Below are 21577 nucleotides of genomic sequence, written 5' to 3' on the forward strand. Positions count from 1 at the left end.
ACAATAAAAAATAGAGATTTATATATTAGGAAAGTTAACAAATTATTAAGAAGTTTGCGAGACTAATTCAAAATATTAAAAAATGAAACTAAAGTTCAATGGAATCTTAGTACTATTAGTAGTACTTATGGCGCAGCTAACTTTTGCGCAAGAAAGATCTGTTTCAGGTGTTGTTTCTGATAATGCAGGATTGCCGATACCAGGCGTGAGTGTATTAGTAAAAGGAACAAATTCAGGAACACAAACTGATTTTGATGGAAAATACTCTATCAAAGCTTCTCCAAGTCAAGTCTTGGTATTTAGCTACATTGGGATGAAAACCCAAGAAGTTACAGCTAGTTCATCAACTGTTAATGTAAAGTTAGCAAGTAGCGCATTAGAACTTGAAAGCGTGGTGGTAACAGCTTTAGGTATTAAAAGAGAGAAAAAATCTCTAGGTTACTCTACTCAAGAGGTTAAAGGTGATGCTGTTTCTAACGTAAAAAGCTCAAACTTTGTAAACTCTTTATCAGGTAAAGTTGCCGGTATGGAAATTAAAACATCAGGAAACCTAGGTGGTTCTACTCAAGTAGTTATTAGAGGTAATAACTCAATTGCAGGTAACAACCAAGCTTTATTTGTTGTTGATGGAGTTCCAATAGACAACAGCAATTCTAACACATCAAGCCAAAAAACTGGTGGAGGTGGTTTTGACTACGGTAATGCTGCATCTGATATTAATCCTGATGATATTGAAACTATTAACGTTCTAAAAGGAGCTGCTGCAACAGCACTTTACGGATCTCGTGCTTCTAATGGTGTCGTAATGATCACTACTAAAAAAGGGAAGAGTCAAAAAGGTATTGGCGTTACAATTAATTCAAGCGTAACTTTAGGAACTGCAGATAAAGAAACTTTACCTAAATATCAAAATAAATATGGAGCAGGTTATGGACCATACTATGACTCGGCTGATGGTTATTTTGGCTTAGCTGATATAAACGGAGATGGTATAGATGATTTAACAACTCCTTTTACAGAAGATGCATCATATGGTGCTGCATTTGATCCAAGTTTATTGGTTTACCAATGGAATTCTATTTATCCTCAATTACCTGGTTACGGAAAAGCAACTCCATGGGTAGCTGGTAAAAGCAACCCTAATTCTGTTTGGGGTACTGCAAGTACTACTGTAAACTCTGTTTCATTAGATGGAGGTACAGATACAAGCGCATTTAGATTAGGTTTTACTAACTTAATGCAAGAAGGTAACTTACCAAACGGTAGTCTTAAAAGAAATACGATATCTTTTTCAGGATCTCAAAATTTAACAGATAAATTAAAAGCATCTACAAGTTTCAATTTTGTAAAAACTGACGGAAAAGGTAGAAATGGTACAGGTTATTCTTCTAATAACGTAATGCAACAATTTAGACAATGGAATCAAATGAATGTTGATTTCAATGAACAAAAAGAAGCTTATTTTCTTACTAGAGAAAATATTACTTGGAATCCTAACTCATCTACGAATTTAAAACCAATTTACTCTGACAATCCGTACTGGACTTTCTATGAAAATTATGAGACAGATACAAGATCAAGATACTTTGGAAATGTTGCCTTAGAAGATAAGTTAACAGATTGGTTGAGTATAATGGGTAGATTTTCTTTTGATAGCTATAGCGAATTACAAGAAGAAAGAATAAATGTTGGAAGCTCAGATGTATCTAAGTATTCAAGATATAACAACACTGTTGCTGAATATAATTATGATTTAATGTTGAATTTCAATAAAAATTTAACTGAAAAATTAAATTTAGAAGGAAACATTGGTTGGAGTTTAAGAAACAACATCCAAAACAGCATTTTTGCTGCTACTAACGGAGGTTTAAACAAAGCACGTCTATACTCTCTTTCAAATAGTGTAAGTCCTATTCTTGCTCCTGTTGAATATGACGCAAACAGCATGGTAGATGGCGAATACATTAGAGCGAGTTTAGGTTATGATGGTTATGCTTACTTAGAGGGTACTTTTAGAACTGACCGTTCATCTAATTTACCAAAAGCTGATAACAGATACAATTATTTCTCAGTTTCTGGAAGTTTAGTGTTCTCTAAATTCATTGAAGCAAAATGGTTAACATTTGGTAAATTAAGAGCAAATTATGCTGAAGTAGGTAGTGATACAAGTCCTTATAGAGTTTTTAATACATTTGATATTGGAACTCCATTTGACGGAACTGGTGTTGCTTCAAACCCAGGGGCTCAAAACAACTTGAACCTTTTACCTGAGAGACAAGAAAGTTATGAATTTGGTTTAGAAATGTCTTTTTTAAACAGACGTCTTGGTTTTGATGTATCTTATTATAACGACCAAAACATCAATCAAATTACAAGTATTCCATTATCAACAGCAACTGGATATAATTCAGCTGTATTAAATGCTGGAACTATTGAAAACAAAGGATTAGAAGTACAGTTTAATGCTACTCCATTTAAAACTAATTCTTTCAAATGGGATTTAAATCTAAACTGGTCTCAAAATAAAAGCTTAGTTGTTTCATTACTTAACGGTATTGAAAACTTACAATTAGCAGCATTACAAGGTGGTGTATCTATCAATGCGACACCAGGACAACCATACGGAACTATCCGAGGAAGTGATTTTATTTATGCTGCAAATGGCCAACCAATTGTTAATCAAACTGGATCTAGAATTGGTACATACCAAAGAACAGCTGCAAGTAATGTTGTGATTGGAGATATCAACCCAGATTGGAAAGCAGGTCTTAATAATAGTTTCACTTATAAAAACTTGAATTTAAGTTTCTTAATTGACATGCAAAAAGGTGGAGATGTTTTCTCTCTAGATACTTGGTATGGTTATGCAACAGGTATGTATGACTTCTCTGCAGCTAACAATGATTTAGGAAATCCAAGAAGAGACCCAATAGTTGGAACACTTGGAAACTACGGTGCTAACAGTGGTGGTGTTATTATGCCAGGTGTTGCTCCTGATGGAACACCAAATCAAGCTAGAGCAAATGCAAGTGTCTACACTACTGCTGAAGGTTACGCAAGAGCTCCTAATAAATTACATGTTTATGACGCTGGTTATGTTAAGTTGCGTGAAGCAAGTTTAACTTACAATTTTGATAGTAAAATGTTAAAACAACTTCCTTTCACTAATGCATCTTTTTCATTAATTGGAAGAAATCTATGGATTATCGACAAAAACACTCCTTATACTGATCCAGAAGCTGGTCTAAGTTCTGGGAATGTTCAAGGGTACCAATCTGGAGCTTATCCATCTATAAGAGAAATCGGAGCAAGTCTTAAACTACAGTTTTAAAAAATTAAATTATGAAAAAAATAATATTAACAACATTAACTATTATTACTTTAATATCTTGTCAATCAGATGACAAATATGAAGATAAAAATAGAGATCCAAAAAACCCTACACAGGTTAGCTCAGAATTTTTATTCAATGCAGCAACCAAGAGTTTATTTGATCAAATGACAAGCACAAATGTGAACAATAACATCTATAGGATGTTAGGTCAGCATTGGACAGAAACAACTTACGTAGATGAAGCTAATTACGATTTCAATACACGTAATATCACACAAAGTCACTGGTCTGAAATCTACAGAGATGTTTTGGCAGATCTAGCTACAGCAAAAATAAATAATGATGCAGATCTTACTATATCAGCTGAAACCAAAAAAACAAAAAATGCTCAAATTGAGATATTGACTGTTTATGCTTGGGCACAAATGGTTGAAACATTTGGGGATATTCCTTATTCTCAAGCGTTAAATGCGGGTCAGTATGTATTACCAGTATACGATGACGCTGCAACCATTTATAGCGATTTACTTACTCGTATAGCTGTTGCAATACCAAATTTAACTGATAGTGGTTTTGGTACAGCAGACAAAATTTATGGTGGAGATACTGCTAAATGGAAAAAATTCGGAAATTCATTAATGTTGAGAATGGGTGTACGAGTTGCAGATGTTCCTGCTTTGGCTACTAAATCAACAGCGGCTATTAAAGCAGCTGTTAGTGGTGGTGTATTTACATCAAATGCAGATAATGCAAGTTTAGTTTATTCTAATGCAACACCTAATACCAATCCTGTTTGGGTTGATCTAGTACAAAGCGGAAGATCGGATTTTGTTATTGCTAATACATTAGTAGATTTCATGAATAATCTTTCTGATCCAAGAAGAGCTGTATATTTTGATCAAAATTTAGGGACTGGTGTTTATGAAGGAGGACCTTATGGAGATAACAATGCTTTCTCATCATACACTCATGTAAGTGATAGAGTAATAGACCCAACAAATCCAGCATCTTTGATTGACTATTCAGAAGTGTGTTTTTACTTAGCAGATGCAGCGGAACGTTCTATTTCAGGAACACCTGTTAATGCTGCTCTGTTTTATAATGCAGGTATTACTGCATCATTCGACTATTGGGGAGCCCCTAATGTAGCTACTTATTTAGCAAATCCTGCTGTAAATTATGCAACAGCTCCAGGAACTTGGAAAGTAAAAATTGGAAATCAACTTTGGTTAGCAATGTACAACAGAGGTTACGAAGCATGGACTGCTTGGAGAACTTATGATATGCCTGGATTTAACCTTCCAGCTGTTTCTGAAGATCCTGTTCCAACAAGATATACTTATCCTATTAGCGAACAAAACTTAAACAAAGTCAACTATACAGCAGCATCTGCAGCAATTGGTGGCGATACGCAAACAACAAAAGTATTCTGGGATAAATTCTAATTATCACTTAATTCAATTATTAAAAACCATCCCATTTTTTGGGGTGGTTTTTTTTTATATCTTTGCGCCATGGAAAAAGAACATCAAATATTTGGGATTAGAGCAATAATTGAAGCTATACAAGCGGGTGCAACTGTAGACAAAGTCTATATTCAAAAGGAAGCGAGCAGCGAACTGATGAAAGACCTGATGAAAGTTATGAAGCGTGGTAATATTAATTTTTCTTATGTACCAGTTGAAAAACTAAATAGATTGACACCAAATAACCATCAAGGTGCGGTGGCTACCATATCCCCTATATCATTCTTTGACTTAGAATCTTTGATAGAAACAGTAATCGAAAACGGAAAAAAACCTTTGTTTTTGATTTTAGATCAAATATCTGATGCACGTAATTTTGGTGCTATAATCAGAACTGCTGAGTGTACTGGAGTGAACGGAATCATTGTTCAAAAAGCAGGTTCGGCACCTGTAAATGGCGATACTGTAAAAACATCAGCCGGAGCAGTATTTAATATTCCCATTTGTAAAGTAGAACACATTAAGGACGCTATTTTTCTTTTGCAAGCTAGTGGTATAAAAACTGTAGCAGCTACTGAGAAAACAGATCAAAATATTTATGACATTTCATTAAACGAACCTGTAGCAATCATTATGGGATCGGAAGATAGAGGTGTAAACCCATCAGTACTTAAAATTGTTGATGAGAAAGCTAAACTTCCTATGTTTGGAACTATTGGTTCACTAAATGTATCAGTGGCTTGTGGAGCTTTTTTATATGAAGCTGTAAGACAACGATCTTAGATTGTTGGACTTCTTAGATTTTTAGAATACTATATTCTCTAAACTATTTACTAAAATGAATTAAGACTTATGTTTTGATTCATTTTTTCCATTTGTGACAATCTCATAATCTACTGGAAGACTAGAAGTATAATACGTTGAGAATTCCTGTTGTTCTTCATTTTCTTCAATTTTTGGGATATTTACAAAATTTCCATCAGCATCGAAACGCTGCATAAATTTATCTTCTGAAGGATCAAAATCTGGGCGTTCCCAATCATATTTAATGACTTTTTTATATTCAGGAGTTTTATAAACTAACGAAAGAAAAAAACCTGTGAGCAATCCTCCCAAATGACCTTCCCAAGAAATAGATTTATTTCCTGTAATTTCAGGACTTGGAAAAACATACCAAACCAAACCTCCATACACAACTATCACAGCAAGTGACAAAGCTACCAATCGATTGTATTTAGTTTGTATGCCTTTAAAAAAAATAAAACTAAAGAGAACATAAATCAATCCGCTTGCCCCTATGTGGTAATTATCTCTACCAATAACCCAAGTGATACATCCCGAAACTAAAATTCCGTATCCAATAACCTTTACCGATTGCTCTGCATAAAAAAATTGTAAAGCTGCCAATAAAATTAATAAAGGAATCGAATTATTATACAGGTGCTCCATATCAGCATGTATAAACGGACTAAGAAAAACGCCTTGTAAACCTGCAAAAGTTCTAGGATAAATTCCGTTTTGGACAAAGTCAAAATCAAATCGAATTTCCAGCCAAAAAACAAACCACAGGAATACCACAAAAAAAAGTGGTAACCCAATAACTGAATTGGTAAATTTAAAATGCTTTTCCATGAATAGCGAGAAGTTTTATATTCTGGTTTTAATTCAAAAACTTATCCAAAAGCAATTTAATGCTATTTTGTCATATTTAAACTGAAAACCATTTTTTAATGCTACTACCTAGCCCAGATGGAAACGACATCCTTTTATATCTCGTTTTTTCAACGAGATGTAAAAGATATAGTGTACAGCTGGAAATAGCTCCTAACGAAACAAATTTTGACAATCCAAGACAAGTTCAGATTAAAAAAAACAGTAATTTTACGTTATGGAAGCACCACTTGCAGAACGCATACGACCACAAAAATTAGAAGACTACATCAGTCAATCCCACCTTGTAGGACCAAATGGTTCATTGACACAACAAATTGCAAAAGGAATCATCCCATCGTTAATATTTTGGGGACCACCGGGAACTGGAAAAACTACATTAGCACAAATTATTGCGCAAGAATCGAAACGACCATTTTATATTTTGAGCGCCATCAATTCTGGTGTAAAAGATATTCGTGATGTGATTGAAAAAGCGAAGCAAAGCGGTGGTTTGTTTACCGCTAAAAATCCTATTTTATTTATTGATGAGATTCACCGTTTTAGCAAATCACAACAAGATTCTTTGCTGGCAGCAGTAGAAAAAGGTTGGATAACACTTATTGGCGCCACTACAGAAAACCCGAGTTTTGAAGTGATTCCTGCATTACTTTCCCGTTGTCAGGTTTATATTTTGAATGCCTTTACCAAAAAAGATTTAGAGTCTTTGCTGGAACGCGCCATGAAAACAGACGCTTATTTATCTACAAAAAATATTGTTTTAAGCGAAACAGAAGCGCTACTGAGACTTTCCGGTGGCGATGGACGAAAGCTATTAAATATATTTGAACTTGTCGTAAATGCGTCCAATGAAGACGAAATTGTAATCACAAATGATCGTGTTTTTGCCTTGGTGCAACAAAATACCGTTTTGTATGACAAAACTGGCGAACAACATTATGACATAGTTTCTGCTTTTATCAAATCCATTCGAGGTAGTGATCCTAATGGAGCTGTATATTGGCTTGCCCGAATGATTGAAGGCGGAGAAGATGTAAAGTTTATAGCACGAAGAATGCTAATTCTAAGTAGTGAAGATATAGGAAATGCTAATCCAACGGCTTTTATTATGGCAAATAATACTTTTCAGGCAGTTGCTACAATTGGATATCCTGAAAGTAGAATTATTTTGAGCCAATGCGCCGTTTATTTAGCGACTTCACCTAAAAGTAATGCTTCCTATTTAGCCATCGGAACGGCACAACAACTTGTAAAGCAAACTGGAGATTTACCGGTTCCAATTCATTTACGCAATGCTCCAACAAAACTAATGAAAGAATTAGGCTATGGTGAAGAATACAAATACTCGCACGATTACACCAATAATTTTGCTGAACAGGAATTTTTACCTGAAGCATTAAGCAAAACACCTATATATATTCCTGGGAACAATTCCAGAGAAAATAGCATCAGGGAATTTCTTAAAAACCGTTGGAAAGATAAATACGGATATTAAGTTTCATAAAAAAGGTCTTGATTTCTCAAGACCTTTTTTATGAAACTATTTTAGATAACAGCTTTCTGAAGTTTAAAACTTAACATCTACTTTTTCAGAAATCAATTTATCGTTTTGATAATATTCAAAATACCACTGATTATCTTTTAGAATTAATGACCCTTGAACGGTGTCTTTCATTGCAATAAAGGAATTTGGTTGAGAGGTTTTGAATAACTTCATAACAACCTTTGGTGTGCTATCTATCAATTGAAAACCTGTAGCCGTAGGTTGTGCATACAATAAATTAGAATCTCCAACTACAGTATTGACCACAACTGGCTCACTCACTACATTTTTAACCACAGCAACAGGAGATGCCATAGGCTTAACAACTTCTGTTTGTATCACAGGTTCGACTTTAGCAGCCACATTTCCATTGTATTTATATTGCAAAGCGTAAACAGATTTAAATGCTTCATTTAAAGCTTCTGTGTAAGCAACCTTATATTCTTTCTCTTTACTTTTTCCAATTATCGATTGGAATATTATTTTTCCATAACAATCTTTCAGTGTTATAAAAAGTTTTGTCGTCAAAAAGCCGTTATCTTTAACCACATCAACATATAACAAACTGCATCTTTCATTATACTCGGCCGGTATAGTTTCACTGGCATAAAATGAAACGAAACCTGCTTTATTTAAATTAAACTTGGTTAATGTATTCAACCGGAATTGGTTTTCGCCATTGAGAAAATCGTATTTCAAAGGAACAATTACAGCTTTGTAATCGTTCACAGATTGAGAATAGGAATAACTAACGACCAATAATAACAATAATAAAAATTGCTTTTTCATATTTATAAATATTTTTTAAGTTCTAATAAATGATTAATTTGTTTAATTTGCTGCTCAACTTGTATTTTACTTTCATTAAAAAAAATAGCATCTAATCCCGCGTCAAGAGCACCTTGCACATCTGCATCTAAGCTATCCCCTATCATAATACTATTTTCTTTTTTGGCTTTGGCTAAATCTAAGGCATAATCAAAAATAATTGGATTTGGTTTTTTTACGCCTGCCATTTCAGAATTTGTGACGGTTTGAAAATAACTCCCAATATTAGAATTATGTATCTTTTTGTATTGAACCTCAGCAAATCCATTTGTAATTATATGAAGATTATATTTTTGATTCAAATAGTCTAAAACTTCAAAAGTACCGTCAAAAAGATGATTGTTTTCAGGTAAAAAACGAATATAATCATTTGCTATGGCATCAATTTCTTCGTCAGAAATCGAATAATCAAGAGCATCAAAAGAATACTTCAATCGATTATAACGCAACTCTTCATGCGTAATTTTATCATATTGATATAGCTTCCAACATTCTTGGTTTATTGGCACATATTTTTCAATAAAAACTTTGGTTTCAATTGCGGGATGATTTTTATTAAAAATAGTCTCAAATGTCAACTCTGAATTTTTATCAAAATCCCAAAGCGTATGATCTAAATCAAAGAAAACATCAGTTATTATAGTATGTTTCATTTTATGTTTTAAAATATTCCTTCATCAGCAAAACTAAAATAGTTTTTTTCAGTAACAATCAAATGATCTAGTACTTTTATTTCTAAACTATCGCCTGCCAATTTTAATTTTCTTGTAATCTGTTTGTCTGCATCACTTGGAATCAGAGTTCCCGATGGATGATTGTGACACAAGATTAATCCTGTTGCACCCATCTCTAGCGCTGTTTTAAAAACGATGCGAACATCTACTAATGTTCCGGTAATACCGCCTTTACTCAACTGGGATTTAGAAATAACCTTATTCGAGTTATTCAAATAAATAATCCAAAATTCCTCGTGTGGCAATTCACCAATAATAGGCTGCATAATTTCGAAAATGATTTTACTGGAAGTCACTTTCTTTAAATCTACCGCATCTTCCGCCCTTCTTCTTCTTCCTAATTCTAAAGCAGCTATAATCGAAATGGCTTTCGCTTCACCAATTCCTTTGAAATTCATTAATTGCGAAATGGATAATTTACCTAATGCATTCAAATTATTGTCTACACTTGCTAAAATCCTTTTACTCAAATCAACAGCCGATTCGTTTCTACTTCCTGATCCAATCAAAATGGCAATCAATTCTGCGTCACTTAAAACACTTTTGCCTTTCAGCATTAGTTTTTCTCGTGGCTTATCATCTTCGGACCAATTCGTTATAGGAAAAAAGGAATTTTCAGCCATTCATTTGTTATTTAAATTTGTTTCCGCATGCAAATACTATTTTCTAAACCCACATAAGGCTCATAATTATCAACTATGCTATATCCTGTTTTTTGATATAAAGCGATAGCTTCCTTTTGTTTGTATAATGTTTCCAAAACAGAAAATGAATATCCTAAATCATGAGCCCAAAGTTCTAGCTCACGTAAAATATTTTGAGCTAAACCCATTCCTCTGGCTTCAAGAGAAACAAACATACGCTTTATTTCAATTGTATCCTTATCGTATTTCTTAAAACAACCACATGCTACAGGATTGTTTTCCAAATAAATAACAACAACATTTGGATTTAATTCAATAATATTATTACCCCAATAATCTGTTTTCAATTCCGGATAACGCTCCCACAAACTTTTATCTAATGCGCCAATGAGATTTATAAAATCGGGATTTTCACTTGTAGTTTTAGAAATTCTTATAGTATCACTCATATCACTTTTACTTTACCAATTCCTTTACCTCATCAAAGTTTAATCCGCCATAATTACCGGAACTCATCAACAACAAAGCAGAATTTTCAAGATTTAAATTAAATAAATAGTCTTTGAAATCTTTTGGATTCGTATAAATAATTAAATCTTCACGATTAAAAGATTTAGCAATTTGGTCGTATGTAACTTCTTCAAGCTGTTTGATTTTTACAGCGTCAGGGGAATAGAAAACTACTGCTTTATCCGCATATTCTAATGCACCTTCATATTCTTTTAGAAACTCTGCATTCAAACTGCTATAGGTATGCAATTCTAGACAAGCCACCAAAGTTCTGTTTGGATATTGCTCTTTAACTGCTTTAGTAGTTGCGACAACTTTACTTGGTGAATGCGCAAAATCCTTATAGGCAACTTTTGTTTTGCTTTCTGCAATTTTTTCCAATCGTTTTGATGCTCCTTTAAAACTGGCAATGGCTTCATAAAAATCAGCTTCATCGACTCCCATGTTTTGGCAAATCCATTTGGCTCCAGCCAAATTATTAAGATTATGTGCTCCAAAAACTTCAATTGGCATATCGCCTTCTGGTGTTTCTAGAAGTGTCACACCATCATTAACAGAATATTTTGGAGTATGATACGCTAGTTTACGGATTGGGTTCGTAGCAGCTTCGGACACACGTTTTACTTCAGCATCGTCTTCATTGTAAACTAAAATTCCGCCATTGGTAATTTTGCCAATAAAAATTTCAAACTGTTCTACATAGTTCTCATACGTTGGAAAAACATTAATATGATCCCAAGCAATTCCTGAAATTAGGGCAATGTTTGGTTGATACAAATGAAATTTGGGTCTTCTATCAATTGGCGAAGACAAATATTCATCTCCTTCCAAAACGATAAAGTCATTCTCCTCCGTAAGATGTACCATCGTATCGAAACCTTCCAATTGTGCGCCAACCATATAATCTACTGCTATATCATGGTAATGCATCACATGTAAAATCATTGAAGTTATTGTTGTTTTTCCATGTGAACCGCCAATAACTACACGTGTTTTATTTTTGGATTGTTCGTACAAAAACTCGGGATAAGAATATATTTTAAGTCCTAATTCTTGTGCTTTTAGTAATTCCGGATTATCAGCTTTTGCATGCATGCCAAGAATAACTGCTTCAATATCTGATGTTATTTTTTCTGGAAACCAGCCCAATTCTGGAGGCAAAATTCCTTTTTTATCTAATCTTGATTTTGATGGTTCAAAAATAGCATCGTCACTTCCCGTAACTTGATACCCTTTGTTGTGTAATGCTAAAGCCAGATTGTGCATGGCGCTTCCTCCGATAGCTATAAAATGTGTACGCATTCTAATTTTTGGTTTATGGTTGTTGAATTCCAGAGAGATTAAAATCTATCTTGAACTTTTTTTATTATAGGTTTCTAATACTAATTTTGCTTTTTCTGGCTCTCTCATTTTGTTCTTGTATAAGTTAGCTAGCTTTTGATAACTTATTTTTGAACCTCCAATAAGTATCGCTTTTTTATACTGTTGCTCTGCAACTTTATATCTTTTAAAATATTCCTCAATATGACCTCTGGACAAATAACCATCAACAGGTGATAATCGCAACAATTCATTTGAATATTTTATAGCTTTGGATTCACTACCTCCTACAATTCCCGGCAACTGAATATATAATTCTATCAAAGCCCAACGTGATTCAATGTGTTTTGGATTAAGACTTATCGCTTTTTCAAAAGAACCTTTGACTTCATCAATCATGCCAAGCGCTTTAAATTTACTTGTTTCTTTGGCTTTCATCCCTAAAGCTCCGCCATATTTATAATAATAATCCGCTTCTGAAGGTTTTAAAATTTTTAGTTTTTTGTAATAAACAATCGCTTTATCCCATGATTTATAATAACCTGCAATATCTCCTAAATATTCGATTGTTTTCAAATCTGAAGAATTGGACTTCAAAACAGATTCAAACAGGGATTGTGCCTGTTCGTACTTTTCCTCTTTAAACAGTTTTTCTGCTTTATCAAAATTGGATTGAGACCAAATCATAATAGGAAATAACAAAAAGACCAGTATAATATGTTTCATCCTCCAAAAATAAGGAAATTTATAATTGTAATTCTCCAAGGATGTGAAAGGTTTAACTATTTTTTATAAAAAAGCCGTCTCATATATCATACGAGACGGCTTTTATAATTTATTTAAAAAATCAAGAATTAGTCATTCAACATTTTCCATAATTTATCTTTCAATTCTGTTAGTCCTTGTTGAGCAACAGAAGAAATAAACATGTATGGTACATCCTTGAAAGCAACGTCTAATTCTGTTTTTAATTCTGCTTTCAACTCATCATCCAGCATATCGCATTTAGAAATCACCAACAAACGCTCTTTATCAAGCATTTCAGGATTGTATTTTGTCAATTCGTTAACTAAAATATCATATTCAGCTTTGATGTCCGGCGTATCAACAGGAACCAGAAAAAGTAACGTTGAATTACGCTCTATATGACGTAAGAAATAATGTCCTAATCCTTTTCCTTCGGCAGCACCTTCAATAATTCCGGGAATATCTGCAATTACAAAAGATTGAAAATCTCTGTACGCAACAATTCCAAGATTTGGTTTTAAAGTAGTAAAAGGATAATCTGCAATTTTTGGTTTAGCAGAAGTCAATACAGACAATAAAGTTGATTTCCCTGCATTAGGAAAACCTACCAAACCTACATCAGCAAGTACTTTTAATTCAAGAATCACATCCATTTCAACACCAGGCAAACCTGGTTGAGAATATCTAGGAGTTTGATTGGTAGAACTTCTAAAGTGCCAGTTTCCTAAACCACCTTTTCCACCACGAGAAAGTATTTGCTTTTCACCATCTTCGGTAATTTCAAATAATATTTCTCCGGTTTCCTTATCTTTTACTACCGTTCCTAATGGAACTTCAATGAATTTATCATCTCCATCTGCACCTGTACTTCTGTCTCCACTTCCATCTCCACCATTACCGGCTTTAATATGACGAGCAAATTTAAGGTGAAATAATGTCCATAGACCTTTGTTTCCTACAAGATAAACATGTCCTCCACGACCTCCATCTCCTCCATCTGGCCCACCTTTTTCAATAAACTTTTCTCTATGCAAATGCGTAGATCCTTTTCCTCCTTTTCCGGAAGAAACATATATTTTAACGTAATCTACAAAATTCCCTTCAGTCATTTTTTCTAATATTCAATGTTCAGCTTTAGCATTTAGTACTCATTTTGAGTAATTTAATCCTAAGCTATTTAATTTTTTAATGCTTTCACCATCACTTTATCAATCTTCACGCCATCCATATCAATGACTTCTAACTCAAATTTTTGCCAAATCAATTTTTCTCCTTGTTTAGGAATATGAGAGAGCTCCGTCATTATTAATCCACTCACTGTGGTTACTTCATAATCATTGATTAATTCATCTAATTCAAAGTAAGTCAAGAAATCATGCAACGAATAGTGTCCGTCAACCAACCAGCTTCCGTCTTCTCTTTCAATCAACTGAAAATCATCTTTATAAAAATCAGAAGCATCACCAACCAATGCTTCCAAAATATCATTCAAAGTAATTACTCCTTGAAAAACACCATATTCATCTGAGACAAATGCATAATGAATGCCTGTTTTTTTAAAGTTTTCTAAGGCTATATATGCGGTGGTTTGCTCCATCATAAAAGGAGCTTCTGTCATTATATCCGCCAAATTGAAGTTTTCATTTTCAAAATGGGCGAAAATATTTTTCAGGTTAACGACTCCAACAATATCATCATAATTTTCACCGTAAACCGGATAAATAGAATGCAATTCTTTGAGCATAAATTCCTTAACCTGTTCTTTATCAGAATGCAAAGGTAAAAAAACCACTGACTTCCTGTGTGTCATCAATGAATTTATTTTTCTGTCTCCAATATGGAAAACGCGCTCCACAATATCTTGTTCAATTTCTTGAACTTCTCCTCCTTCAGTTCCTTCTTTGATTATCGCTTTTATTTCCTCTTCGGTTACTTTACCGTCAGCGGTAGGCTTTATTTGTAAAATATCCAATAAAAAATCTGTAGAATGTGTTAACAACCAAATAAATGGTGCCGTTACAATTGAAACAATTTTCATGGGTAATGCCACTGCTTTGGCAATGGATTCCGGATGATTCAAACCGATTCTTTTAGGTAATAATTCTCCTAGAACTAAAGAGAAAAAAGTTAAAACTACTACAACAATCCCCACAGCAACTGATGGTGCGTATGGTTTTAGAAATTCAAATCCGCTTACAAAAGTCTCTACATCCATTGTGATTTTATCACCACTATAAATACCGGTAAGAATTCCTATTAGCGTTATTCCTATTTGTACGGTTGATAAAAATTTGTTTGGTGAGTTCGCCAAATCCAATGCGATTTTAGCACTTTTATTTCCTTTTTTTGCCGCGGTCTCTAATCTGTTTTTTCTTGCTGAAATCAATGCGATTTCTGACATAGAGAAAACCCCATTTAATAGTATTAGAAAAAATATTATTAGTATTTCCAATTTTTTAGTTGATTCGTTTTTTATTTAAAATCTGATTTCTGAATTTGATTTTCTGAAATCTCCAGTCTGGATTTTAGCCCAGATGGGAATGAAAAGCCCAGAGTTAAAAAAGCTAATTTTTCTTGTCAAAAAAGAGCGACCAAAAGAAGCTCCTTTTATGGCTTAGAAAAATAGATTTTTTAACGAGGACTTGTAATGTACAGCTGGAATTGCTCCTATAAATTATCAATCACGTTGCTTACTCTTTCTGTAATTTCAGCGATTGTACCTATTCCGTTTACTGCATAAAATTTACCTTGCTCCTCATAATAACTCATTAAAGGCGCTGTTTTTTCATTGTATTCCTGGTAGCGATTTCTGATTTTTTCTTCATCTTGATCATCAATTCTACCACTTGTTTTCCCTCTTTCCAAAAGACGTTTTACCAGAATCTCATCATCGGCTTCGAGTGCAATTGTCGCTGCAACTTTAGAACCTATTGACGTTAGAAATGCGTCTAAAGCTTCGGCTTGTGAAATTGTTCTTGGATATCCGTCAAACAATATTCCATTAGTATCCGGGTGTTTATTTACCTCATCAATCAGCATTTTTGTAGTCAATTCATCTGGAACTAAATCTCCAGCATCCATAAATACTCTTGCTTGTTTGCCAAGTTCTGTATCGTTTTTTAAATTAAAACGAAATACATCGCCCGTTGATATATGTGTTAATTTGTATTTTTCTTTCAAAAACTCTGCTTGAGTTCCTTTACCAGCTCCTGGTTTTCCAAATAAAACAATGTTAGTCATGTTGTTGTGTCGTTATTCTTTTAGTTTATATACTTCGGGTAAATTTCTTCCTAATCCATCGTAGTCTAAGCCAAAACCCACAATAAATTTATTTGGAATTCTAATCCCAATGTAATCTATTTTGATGTCTTTTGTGTATGCTTCAGGTTTAAAAAAAAGTGTTGCTATTTTAAAATGTTTTACATTTTGCTTTTTGAATAATTCTTTCAGTTCAACCAATGTATTTCCGGTGTCAACTATATCTTCGATTATGACAACAGAACGTCCAGTTAAATCCTGATTTATACCTATTAATTGTTTCACTTCGTTTGTAGTAGAAGTTCCTTCGTATGATGCCATTTTAATGAAAGATACTTCACATGGTTTTTTATATTGTTTCATAAAATCAGAAACAACCATAAAAGCTCCATTCAATACTCCCACAAATACCGGCGTTTCATCAGCAAAATCAGCTTCTACTTGCGAAACCATTTTAGCGATGGCAAAATCAATTTCTTTGGCAGAAATAAACGGAACAAATTGTTTATCGTGAAGTTGTATCATTATTTTCGTGTTTAAAATAATGCGCAAAGATACAGAATTCGGATTTGACAATTGATAAATGGGCATTAATTTCTAATTTTAAGTAAATTCCACAAAAAAACGAGTCAAAATGTATTAAAAGCAACAAATGATACAATAGAAATTATGAAGAAAATAAAATAGCATTTTCGGATTCAATCATTATAAAGTATCTTTGCATAAACATACAACTACACAATGAATTATTTTTCTTCTGATTTTAAATTGGGAATTCTCGGCGGAGGGCAACTTGGTAAAATGCTGTTGTTTGACACCCGAAAATTCGACATACAAACTTATGTTCTTGATCCAAGTGATGAAGCACCATGCAAGATAGCCTGTAATAAATTCTTTAAAGGTGATTTAATGGATTTTGAAACGGTGTATAACTTTGGTAAAAAAGTTGATGTTTTAACTTTTGAAATTGAATTGGTAAATCTTGAAGCTTTAGTAAAACTAGAGGAAGAGGGAGTAAAAGTATTTCCTTCGCCAAAAACGTTGAAATTGATTCAAAACAAAGGAATTCAGAAAGATTTCTACACGCAACACACAATTCCAACTGCAAATTATAAACGATTTGAGAATCTAAAAAGTCTAATTGTTGATATTTTAGATTCTAAAACAAAACTACCGTTTGTATGGAAATGTACGGAATTTGGTTATGATGGAAATGGTGTAAAAGTGATTCGACAAATCTCGGATTTAGACAATTTAGCCAATGTAGAATGTATCGCCGAAGAAATGGTTCCGTTCAAAAATGAACTAGCCGTTATCGTTTGTCGCAATCCATCAGGCGAAATAAAAACTTATCCTGTGGTAGAAATGGAATTTCATCCAGAAGCCAATCAAGTGGAATATGTGATTTGTCCTGCTCGTATTGATGATAAAGTTGCCGAAAAAGCAAGAGCAATCGCATTGAATGTTTCCGAAAAGTTCAATCATGTTGGTTTATTAGCAGTTGAAATGTTTCAAACTGAAGACGATGAAATCCTTGTAAACGAAGTTGCTCCTCGCCCACACAATTCAGGTCATTATTCCATTGAAGCCAGTTATACTTCACAATTTGAAAACCATTTGAGAGCAATTCTTAATTTGCCTTTGGGAAATACCGACAGTAAAGTTGCTGGAATTATGGTAAATCTTTCGGGTGAAGAAGGCTATTCCGGTGATGTTGTGTATGAAAATATTGAAAAAATATTAGGTTGGAACGGAGTTACACCTCACATTTATGGCAAAAAACAGACACGTCCTTTTAGAAAAATGGGACATGTAACGATAGTAAATCCAGACATCAATGAAGCTCGAAGAATAGCTGAAAATGTAAAAAACACGATAAGAGTAATAAGTTAGTTGAAAGATTGAAAAAATTAAAAGATTGAAAAATTCAGAATACCAACTAAATTGAGTTTTTCAAAAAATCTTTAAATACTTAAATCTTTAAATCTTTAAATAAAAAATAATGAAAGTAGCCGTAATCATGGGAAGCATTTCTGATATGCCCGTAATGCAAGAAGCAATAGACATTTTAAAAGCATTCGATATAGAAATAGAAGTCGATATTGTATCAGCACACAGAACTCCCGAAAAATTATTTGATTTCAGCAACAATGCACACACTCGTGGAATTTCGGTAGTAATAGCTGGTGCTGGCGGAGCAGCGCATTTGCCAGGAATGGTAGCTTCTATGTCGCCACTTCCAGTAATTGGCGTACCTATAAAATCAAGCAATTCAATCGATGGTTGGGATAGTGTTTTATCCATTTTACAAATGCCAGGTGGAGTTCCCGTAGCAACTGTAGCATTAAACGGCGCAAAAAATGCAGGAATTCTTGCCGCTCAAATTATAGGAAGCCACAATAAAAGCGTGATGGAAAAAATCATTAAATACAAAACAGGATTGAAAGAAGCGGTTAACATAGCTGCTGAAAGTCTAAAAAAATAAAAAAAGCTCCATTACGGAGCTTTTTTTATTTAAAATCTTGAATCATTTATTCAACATCTACTGCTATTTCTAAAACTCCTTCAAATTCCGAAGCAATTATATCTTCTTTATTCAGCCAATACTCAGAGGTGGTAATGGTATAATTCAGATTATCTGTAGTTGTTAAATCCCACAAAACATCCTCAGCTTCCGGAAAAGGAGCATTTTCATTCATTGCGTGATCAAACAATCTTTTAATCAGATTAGTGTCAGATAATCCTTTGCTCAATAATTTAAGCACATTCTCTTTGGTCAACTGCATCTCATTTTCACTTTCTAATGGCGCAATTGTAACCGTTATGATTGTTGCTTTTGCATTGGGAAATTTACCGTTATAGGCTTTGAAAAGCAATTGATTGATATGAAACAAAGTTGAATGTAATCCTATTTCAGGATATTCTTCACACACTTTATCCAAAAACATATCATTAGAAATTTGGTGAATTTGCCCTTCGTTTAAATGTTCTGATAATTTATATTCTAACACGATTACGGCTGCCTCTTTGGGTTCAAAATCAGAAATTGCCATAAATAATAATTCTCTTAAACTGGAAGCATCTGCATCTGAAGCATCCGGATAATCGAACTTTTCAAGCAGTTTAATATAATCATCATTTGTCCAATAGGTTTCAATTTCGTCTACAGTATTTGCGCTATTTATTGTAATTTGATAGTTCATGTTTTCTTTGAATATTTATTTCTTGTTTCGATTTGTCTCTTCAGAAACCCATCTTTTTTTTACAATTTAGGGCTTTATTACCGTGGAACGAAATAAATAACATTTAAATAACACAATCAGCAATGGCATTTTGAAATAAATCAATTGCTTTATCAACTTTATTTTTTTCATTAAATCCGTACATTTGTTATCTTTAAACATCGAATTATTTTTATTAAAAAATACAAATGAGCATCTTAACACACCATTTCAATACAAAGTATAATACTGCGCCTTTTTCGAAAATTAAAAACGAAGATTTTCTTCCTGCTTTTCAAAAAGGAATCGAATTGGCAAAAGCCGAAATCGATGCTATTGTTAGAAATCCCATACAGCCTACTTTCGAAAACACCATTGAAGCATTAGCTTTCAGCGGAGATGTTTTGGATAGAATTTCAAGCATCTTTTTTAATTTGAATTCAGCAGAAACCAATGATGAGATTCAAAAAATCGCTCAGGAAGTTTCTCCGTTATTATCTGAATTCGGAAATGATGTTCGTCTTAACCCTGATTTATTTGCCCGAGTAAAAACGGTTTATGAGCAACGAGAAAAACTGAATCTAAATCCAGAACAAATCACACTTTTGGATAAAAAATACAAAAGCTTCTCCAGAAACGGAGCGAATTTGCCAGAAGACAAAAAGAATCAATTACGAGAAATAGACAAAGAATTATCGAAATTGAGTTTGCAGTTTGGCGAAAATGTTTTGGCCGAAACGCAAGCCTATCAATTGCATATTACCAATGAAGCAGATTTAGCTGGTTTACCGGAAGGAACTATCGAAGCCGCTCATTCTTTGGCTAAAAGCCAAGAAAAAGAAGGTTGGATTTTCACGCTGGATTACCCAAGTTATGTTCCGTTTGTGACCTATGCTGATAATCGTGAATTGCGCAAGAAAATGGCAATCGCTTTTGGCGCGAAAGGTTTTCAAAACAATGAATTTGACAATCAGGAAATTGTACTTAAAATTGCAAAATTGCGTTTTGACAGAGCACAGGTTTTAGGTTATGCCACTCATGCTCATTTTGTACTTGAAGAACGAATGGCAGAAAGTCCGGAGAAAGTGAAAACATTTTCGAATGATTTATTGGAAAAAGCGAAACCGGCAGCTTTGAAAGAATTTGCACAATTAACCGCTTTCGCAAAAGAACTTCACGGAATCGAACAACTAGAGAAATGGGATGGCGCGTATTATTCGGAGAAATTGAAGCAACAATTATTCAATTTGGATGATGAAATATTAAAACCTTATTTTCAATTAGAGAAAGTTCTGGACGGTGCTTTTGCAGTAGCGCAAAAATTATACGGAATCACTTTCGAAGAAATTTTTGAAGTGGATAAATACCATGAGGAAGTAAAAACATACGAAGTAAAAGACGAGGAAGACCAACTGGTTGCTGTTTTTTATGCTGATTTCTTTCCAAGAAAAGGCAAAAGAAACGGTGCTTGGATGACGTCTTTTAAATCGCAATACATAAAAAAAGAAATCAACGAAAGACCACATATTTCAATTGTGTGCAATTTCACGAAACCTACCGAAACAAAACCATCATTATTGACTTTTAATGAAGTAACGACTTTGTTTCATGAATTTGGTCATGCGCTGCACGGAATGTTGGCAAACACGACATACCCAAGTTTATCCGGAACAAGTGTATATTGGGATTTTGTAGAATTACCAAGCCAGATTTTAGAAAACTGGTGTTACGAACCGGAAGCTTTGGCTTTGTTTGCGTATCATTATCAAACTGGCGAAATGATTCCGATGGAATTAGTACATAAAATTAAAGAAAGTGCCAGTTTCCAAGAAGGAATTGCAACGATGCGTCAATTGAGTTTTGGATTATTGGATATGGGGTGGCATGCGCAAGATCCTTCCAATATCAAAGACATCAAAGCTTTTGAAACCGAACAGTTTGCAGCCACACAATTGTATCCTGAAGTAAAAGAAAATGCGATGAGCACCTCTTTCTCCCATATTTTTCAAGGCGGCTATTCTTCAGGGTATTACAGTTATAAATGGGCCGAAGTTCTGGATGCTGATGCTTTTGAATATTTTCAGGAAAAAGGTATTTTCAATAAAGAAGTAGCTACAAAATTCAAAGAAAACGTGCTGTCTAAAGGCGGAACAGAACATCCGATGATTTTGTACAAACGCTTTAGAGGACAAGAACCTAAACCGGAAGCATTATTGAGAAGAGCAGGATTGGTATAAGTATAAATATTTGAAACCCGAAGTATAATGCTTCGGGTTTTTTAATACACTTTTAGCACAGAAA

Annotated in this window: 19 protein-coding genes; 7 read left to right on the forward strand and 12 right to left on the reverse strand. The window is 33.8% G+C overall.

All coding sequences use genetic code 11. The features are described 5' to 3' along the window. Positions 1–82 precede the first annotated feature (82 nt). The 3 genes from Q1W72_RS05710 to rlmB all read left to right on the forward strand — a co-directional run bounded on the left by Q1W72_RS05710 (position 83) and on the right by rlmB (position 5583). Complete coding sequence (locus Q1W72_RS05710; protein WP_099713447.1) at positions 83–3331, forward strand: SusC/RagA family TonB-linked outer membrane protein; 3249 nt, start codon at positions 83–85, stop codon at positions 3329–3331. A gap of 11 nt (positions 3332–3342) precedes the next feature. Further along, a complete protein-coding gene (locus tag Q1W72_RS05715; RefSeq protein WP_099713448.1) occupies positions 3343–4779 on the forward strand; it encodes a SusD/RagB family nutrient-binding outer membrane lipoprotein in 1437 nt (478 codons plus the stop codon). Between the two features lie 69 nt (positions 4780–4848). Then, positions 4849–5583 (forward strand): 23S rRNA (guanosine(2251)-2'-O)-methyltransferase RlmB, encoded by a 735-nt coding sequence (gene rlmB, locus Q1W72_RS05720; protein WP_099713449.1) that lies wholly within the window; start codon positions 4849–4851, stop codon positions 5581–5583. 60 nt (positions 5584–5643) lie between these two features. Here the strand turns inward: rlmB and Q1W72_RS05725 are convergent, their stop codons facing one another. Next, the gene (locus Q1W72_RS05725) at positions 5644–6432 is read right to left on the reverse strand and encodes a rhomboid family intramembrane serine protease (RefSeq protein WP_099713450.1); all 789 of its coding nucleotides are present in this window, start codon (positions 6430–6432) and stop codon (positions 5644–5646) included. A 256-nt stretch (positions 6433–6688) separates the two neighbouring features. On the opposite strand from Q1W72_RS05725, the gene Q1W72_RS05730 reads away from it, so the two are divergent. Then, positions 6689–7966: a replication-associated recombination protein A gene (locus Q1W72_RS05730; RefSeq protein ID WP_099713451.1), complete on the forward strand. Its 1278-nt coding sequence runs from the start codon at positions 6689–6691 to the stop codon at positions 7964–7966. A gap of 72 nt (positions 7967–8038) precedes the next feature. Here the strand turns inward: Q1W72_RS05730 and Q1W72_RS05735 are convergent, their stop codons facing one another. From Q1W72_RS05735 to hpt, 10 genes are all read right to left on the reverse strand, one after another. Continuing rightward, complete coding sequence (locus Q1W72_RS05735; RefSeq protein WP_099713452.1) at positions 8039–8803, reverse strand: hypothetical protein; 765 nt, start codon at positions 8801–8803, stop codon at positions 8039–8041. 2 nt (positions 8804–8805) lie between these two features. Next, complete coding sequence (locus Q1W72_RS05740) at positions 8806–9495, reverse strand: YjjG family noncanonical pyrimidine nucleotidase (protein ID WP_099713453.1); 690 nt, start codon at positions 9493–9495, stop codon at positions 8806–8808. Between the two features lie 8 nt (positions 9496–9503). Continuing rightward, positions 9504–10199 (reverse strand): DNA repair protein RadC, encoded by a 696-nt coding sequence (gene radC, locus Q1W72_RS05745; protein ID WP_099713454.1) that lies wholly within the window; start codon positions 10197–10199, stop codon positions 9504–9506. 11 nt (positions 10200–10210) lie between these two features. Then, complete coding sequence (locus tag Q1W72_RS05750; protein WP_099713455.1) at positions 10211–10669, reverse strand: GNAT family N-acetyltransferase; 459 nt, start codon at positions 10667–10669, stop codon at positions 10211–10213. A gap of 7 nt (positions 10670–10676) precedes the next feature. Next, positions 10677–12032, reverse strand: a complete 1356-nt coding sequence (locus tag Q1W72_RS05755) for a UDP-N-acetylmuramate--L-alanine ligase (protein ID WP_099713456.1) — start codon at positions 12030–12032, stop codon at positions 10677–10679. 45 nt (positions 12033–12077) lie between these two features. Then, positions 12078–12776 carry a lipopolysaccharide assembly protein LapB gene (locus Q1W72_RS05760; RefSeq protein WP_302137600.1) on the reverse strand — a complete coding sequence of 233 codons (699 nt, stop codon included), beginning with the start codon at positions 12774–12776 and terminating at the stop codon, positions 12078–12080. A gap of 128 nt (positions 12777–12904) precedes the next feature. Then, positions 12905–13906: a GTPase ObgE gene (gene obgE / locus Q1W72_RS05765; protein WP_099713458.1), complete on the reverse strand. Its 1002-nt coding sequence runs from the start codon at positions 13904–13906 to the stop codon at positions 12905–12907. A 68-nt stretch (positions 13907–13974) separates the two neighbouring features. After that, entirely contained in the window at positions 13975–15198 is a 1224-nt protein-coding gene (locus Q1W72_RS05770; protein ID WP_233206839.1) for a hemolysin family protein, read from the reverse strand. Between the two features lie 266 nt (positions 15199–15464). Beyond that, complete coding sequence (locus Q1W72_RS05775; RefSeq protein WP_099713460.1) at positions 15465–16037, reverse strand: adenylate kinase; 573 nt, start codon at positions 16035–16037, stop codon at positions 15465–15467. A gap of 12 nt (positions 16038–16049) precedes the next feature. Beyond that, positions 16050–16580 (reverse strand): hypoxanthine phosphoribosyltransferase, encoded by a 531-nt coding sequence (hpt, locus tag Q1W72_RS05780; RefSeq protein WP_099716186.1) that lies wholly within the window; start codon positions 16578–16580, stop codon positions 16050–16052. Positions 16581–16796: 216 nt separating this feature from the next. Here hpt and Q1W72_RS05785 point away from each other — a divergent pair, with 216 nt between their 5' ends. Further along, entirely contained in the window at positions 16797–17948 is a 1152-nt protein-coding gene (locus Q1W72_RS05785) for a 5-(carboxyamino)imidazole ribonucleotide synthase (RefSeq protein ID WP_099713461.1), read from the forward strand. A 106-nt stretch (positions 17949–18054) separates the two neighbouring features. Next, on the forward strand, positions 18055–18540 hold the full coding sequence (gene purE, locus Q1W72_RS05790; protein WP_199074816.1) for a 5-(carboxyamino)imidazole ribonucleotide mutase: 486 nt from the start codon (positions 18055–18057) through the stop codon (positions 18538–18540). 46 nt (positions 18541–18586) lie between these two features. Here the strand turns inward: purE and Q1W72_RS05795 are convergent, their stop codons facing one another. After that, positions 18587–19258, reverse strand: coding sequence for a hypothetical protein (locus Q1W72_RS05795; protein ID WP_099713463.1), 672 nt, complete (start codon positions 19256–19258; stop codon positions 18587–18589). Between the two features lie 227 nt (positions 19259–19485). Here Q1W72_RS05795 and Q1W72_RS05800 point away from each other — a divergent pair, with 227 nt between their 5' ends. Beyond that, positions 19486–21513 carry a M3 family metallopeptidase gene (locus tag Q1W72_RS05800; RefSeq protein WP_302137603.1) on the forward strand — a complete coding sequence of 676 codons (2028 nt, stop codon included), beginning with the start codon at positions 19486–19488 and terminating at the stop codon, positions 21511–21513. Positions 21514–21577 lie beyond the last annotated feature (64 nt).

Origin of the sequence: Flavobacterium sp. ZE23DGlu08 (assembly GCF_030505335.1) — a bacterium.
GTDB lineage: Bacteria > Bacteroidota > Bacteroidia > Flavobacteriales > Flavobacteriaceae > Flavobacterium > Flavobacterium algoritolerans.

What these genes read in the sequence shown, in the direction of transcription:
- Q1W72_RS05710 (WP_099713447.1), top strand. Translation starts at nt 83, where the DNA reads ATGAAACTAAAGTTCAATGGAATCTTAGTACTATTAGTAGTACTTATG.
- Q1W72_RS05715 (WP_099713448.1), top strand. Translation starts at nt 3,343, where the DNA reads ATGAAAAAAATAATATTAACAACATTAACTATTATTACTTTAATATCT.
- rlmB (WP_099713449.1), top strand. Translation starts at nt 4,849, where the DNA reads ATGGAAAAAGAACATCAAATATTTGGGATTAGAGCAATAATTGAAGCT.
- Q1W72_RS05725 (WP_099713450.1), bottom strand. Translation starts at nt 6,432, where the DNA reads ATGGAAAAGCATTTTAAATTTACCAATTCAGTTATTGGGTTACCACTT.
- Q1W72_RS05730 (WP_099713451.1), top strand. Translation starts at nt 6,689, where the DNA reads ATGGAAGCACCACTTGCAGAACGCATACGACCACAAAAATTAGAAGAC.
- Q1W72_RS05735 (WP_099713452.1), bottom strand. Translation starts at nt 8,803, where the DNA reads ATGAAAAAGCAATTTTTATTATTGTTATTATTGGTCGTTAGTTATTCC.
- Q1W72_RS05740 (WP_099713453.1), bottom strand. Translation starts at nt 9,495, where the DNA reads ATGAAACATACTATAATAACTGATGTTTTCTTTGATTTAGATCATACG.
- radC (WP_099713454.1), bottom strand. Translation starts at nt 10,199, where the DNA reads ATGGCTGAAAATTCCTTTTTTCCTATAACGAATTGGTCCGAAGATGAT.
- Q1W72_RS05750 (WP_099713455.1), bottom strand. Translation starts at nt 10,669, where the DNA reads ATGAGTGATACTATAAGAATTTCTAAAACTACAAGTGAAAATCCCGAT.
- Q1W72_RS05755 (WP_099713456.1), bottom strand. Translation starts at nt 12,032, where the DNA reads ATGCGTACACATTTTATAGCTATCGGAGGAAGCGCCATGCACAATCTG.
- Q1W72_RS05760 (WP_302137600.1), bottom strand. Translation starts at nt 12,776, where the DNA reads ATGAAACATATTATACTGGTCTTTTTGTTATTTCCTATTATGATTTGG.
- obgE (WP_099713458.1), bottom strand. Translation starts at nt 13,906, where the DNA reads ATGACTGAAGGGAATTTTGTAGATTACGTTAAAATATATGTTTCTTCC.
- Q1W72_RS05770 (WP_233206839.1), bottom strand. Translation starts at nt 15,198, where the DNA reads ATGTCAGAAATCGCATTGATTTCAGCAAGAAAAAACAGATTAGAGACC.
- Q1W72_RS05775 (WP_099713460.1), bottom strand. Translation starts at nt 16,037, where the DNA reads ATGACTAACATTGTTTTATTTGGAAAACCAGGAGCTGGTAAAGGAACT.
- hpt (WP_099716186.1), bottom strand. Translation starts at nt 16,580, where the DNA reads ATGATACAACTTCACGATAAACAATTTGTTCCGTTTATTTCTGCCAAA.
- Q1W72_RS05785 (WP_099713461.1), top strand. Translation starts at nt 16,797, where the DNA reads ATGAATTATTTTTCTTCTGATTTTAAATTGGGAATTCTCGGCGGAGGG.
- Q1W72_RS05795 (WP_099713463.1), bottom strand. Translation starts at nt 19,258, where the DNA reads ATGAACTATCAAATTACAATAAATAGCGCAAATACTGTAGACGAAATT.
- Q1W72_RS05800 (WP_302137603.1), top strand. Translation starts at nt 19,486, where the DNA reads ATGAGCATCTTAACACACCATTTCAATACAAAGTATAATACTGCGCCT.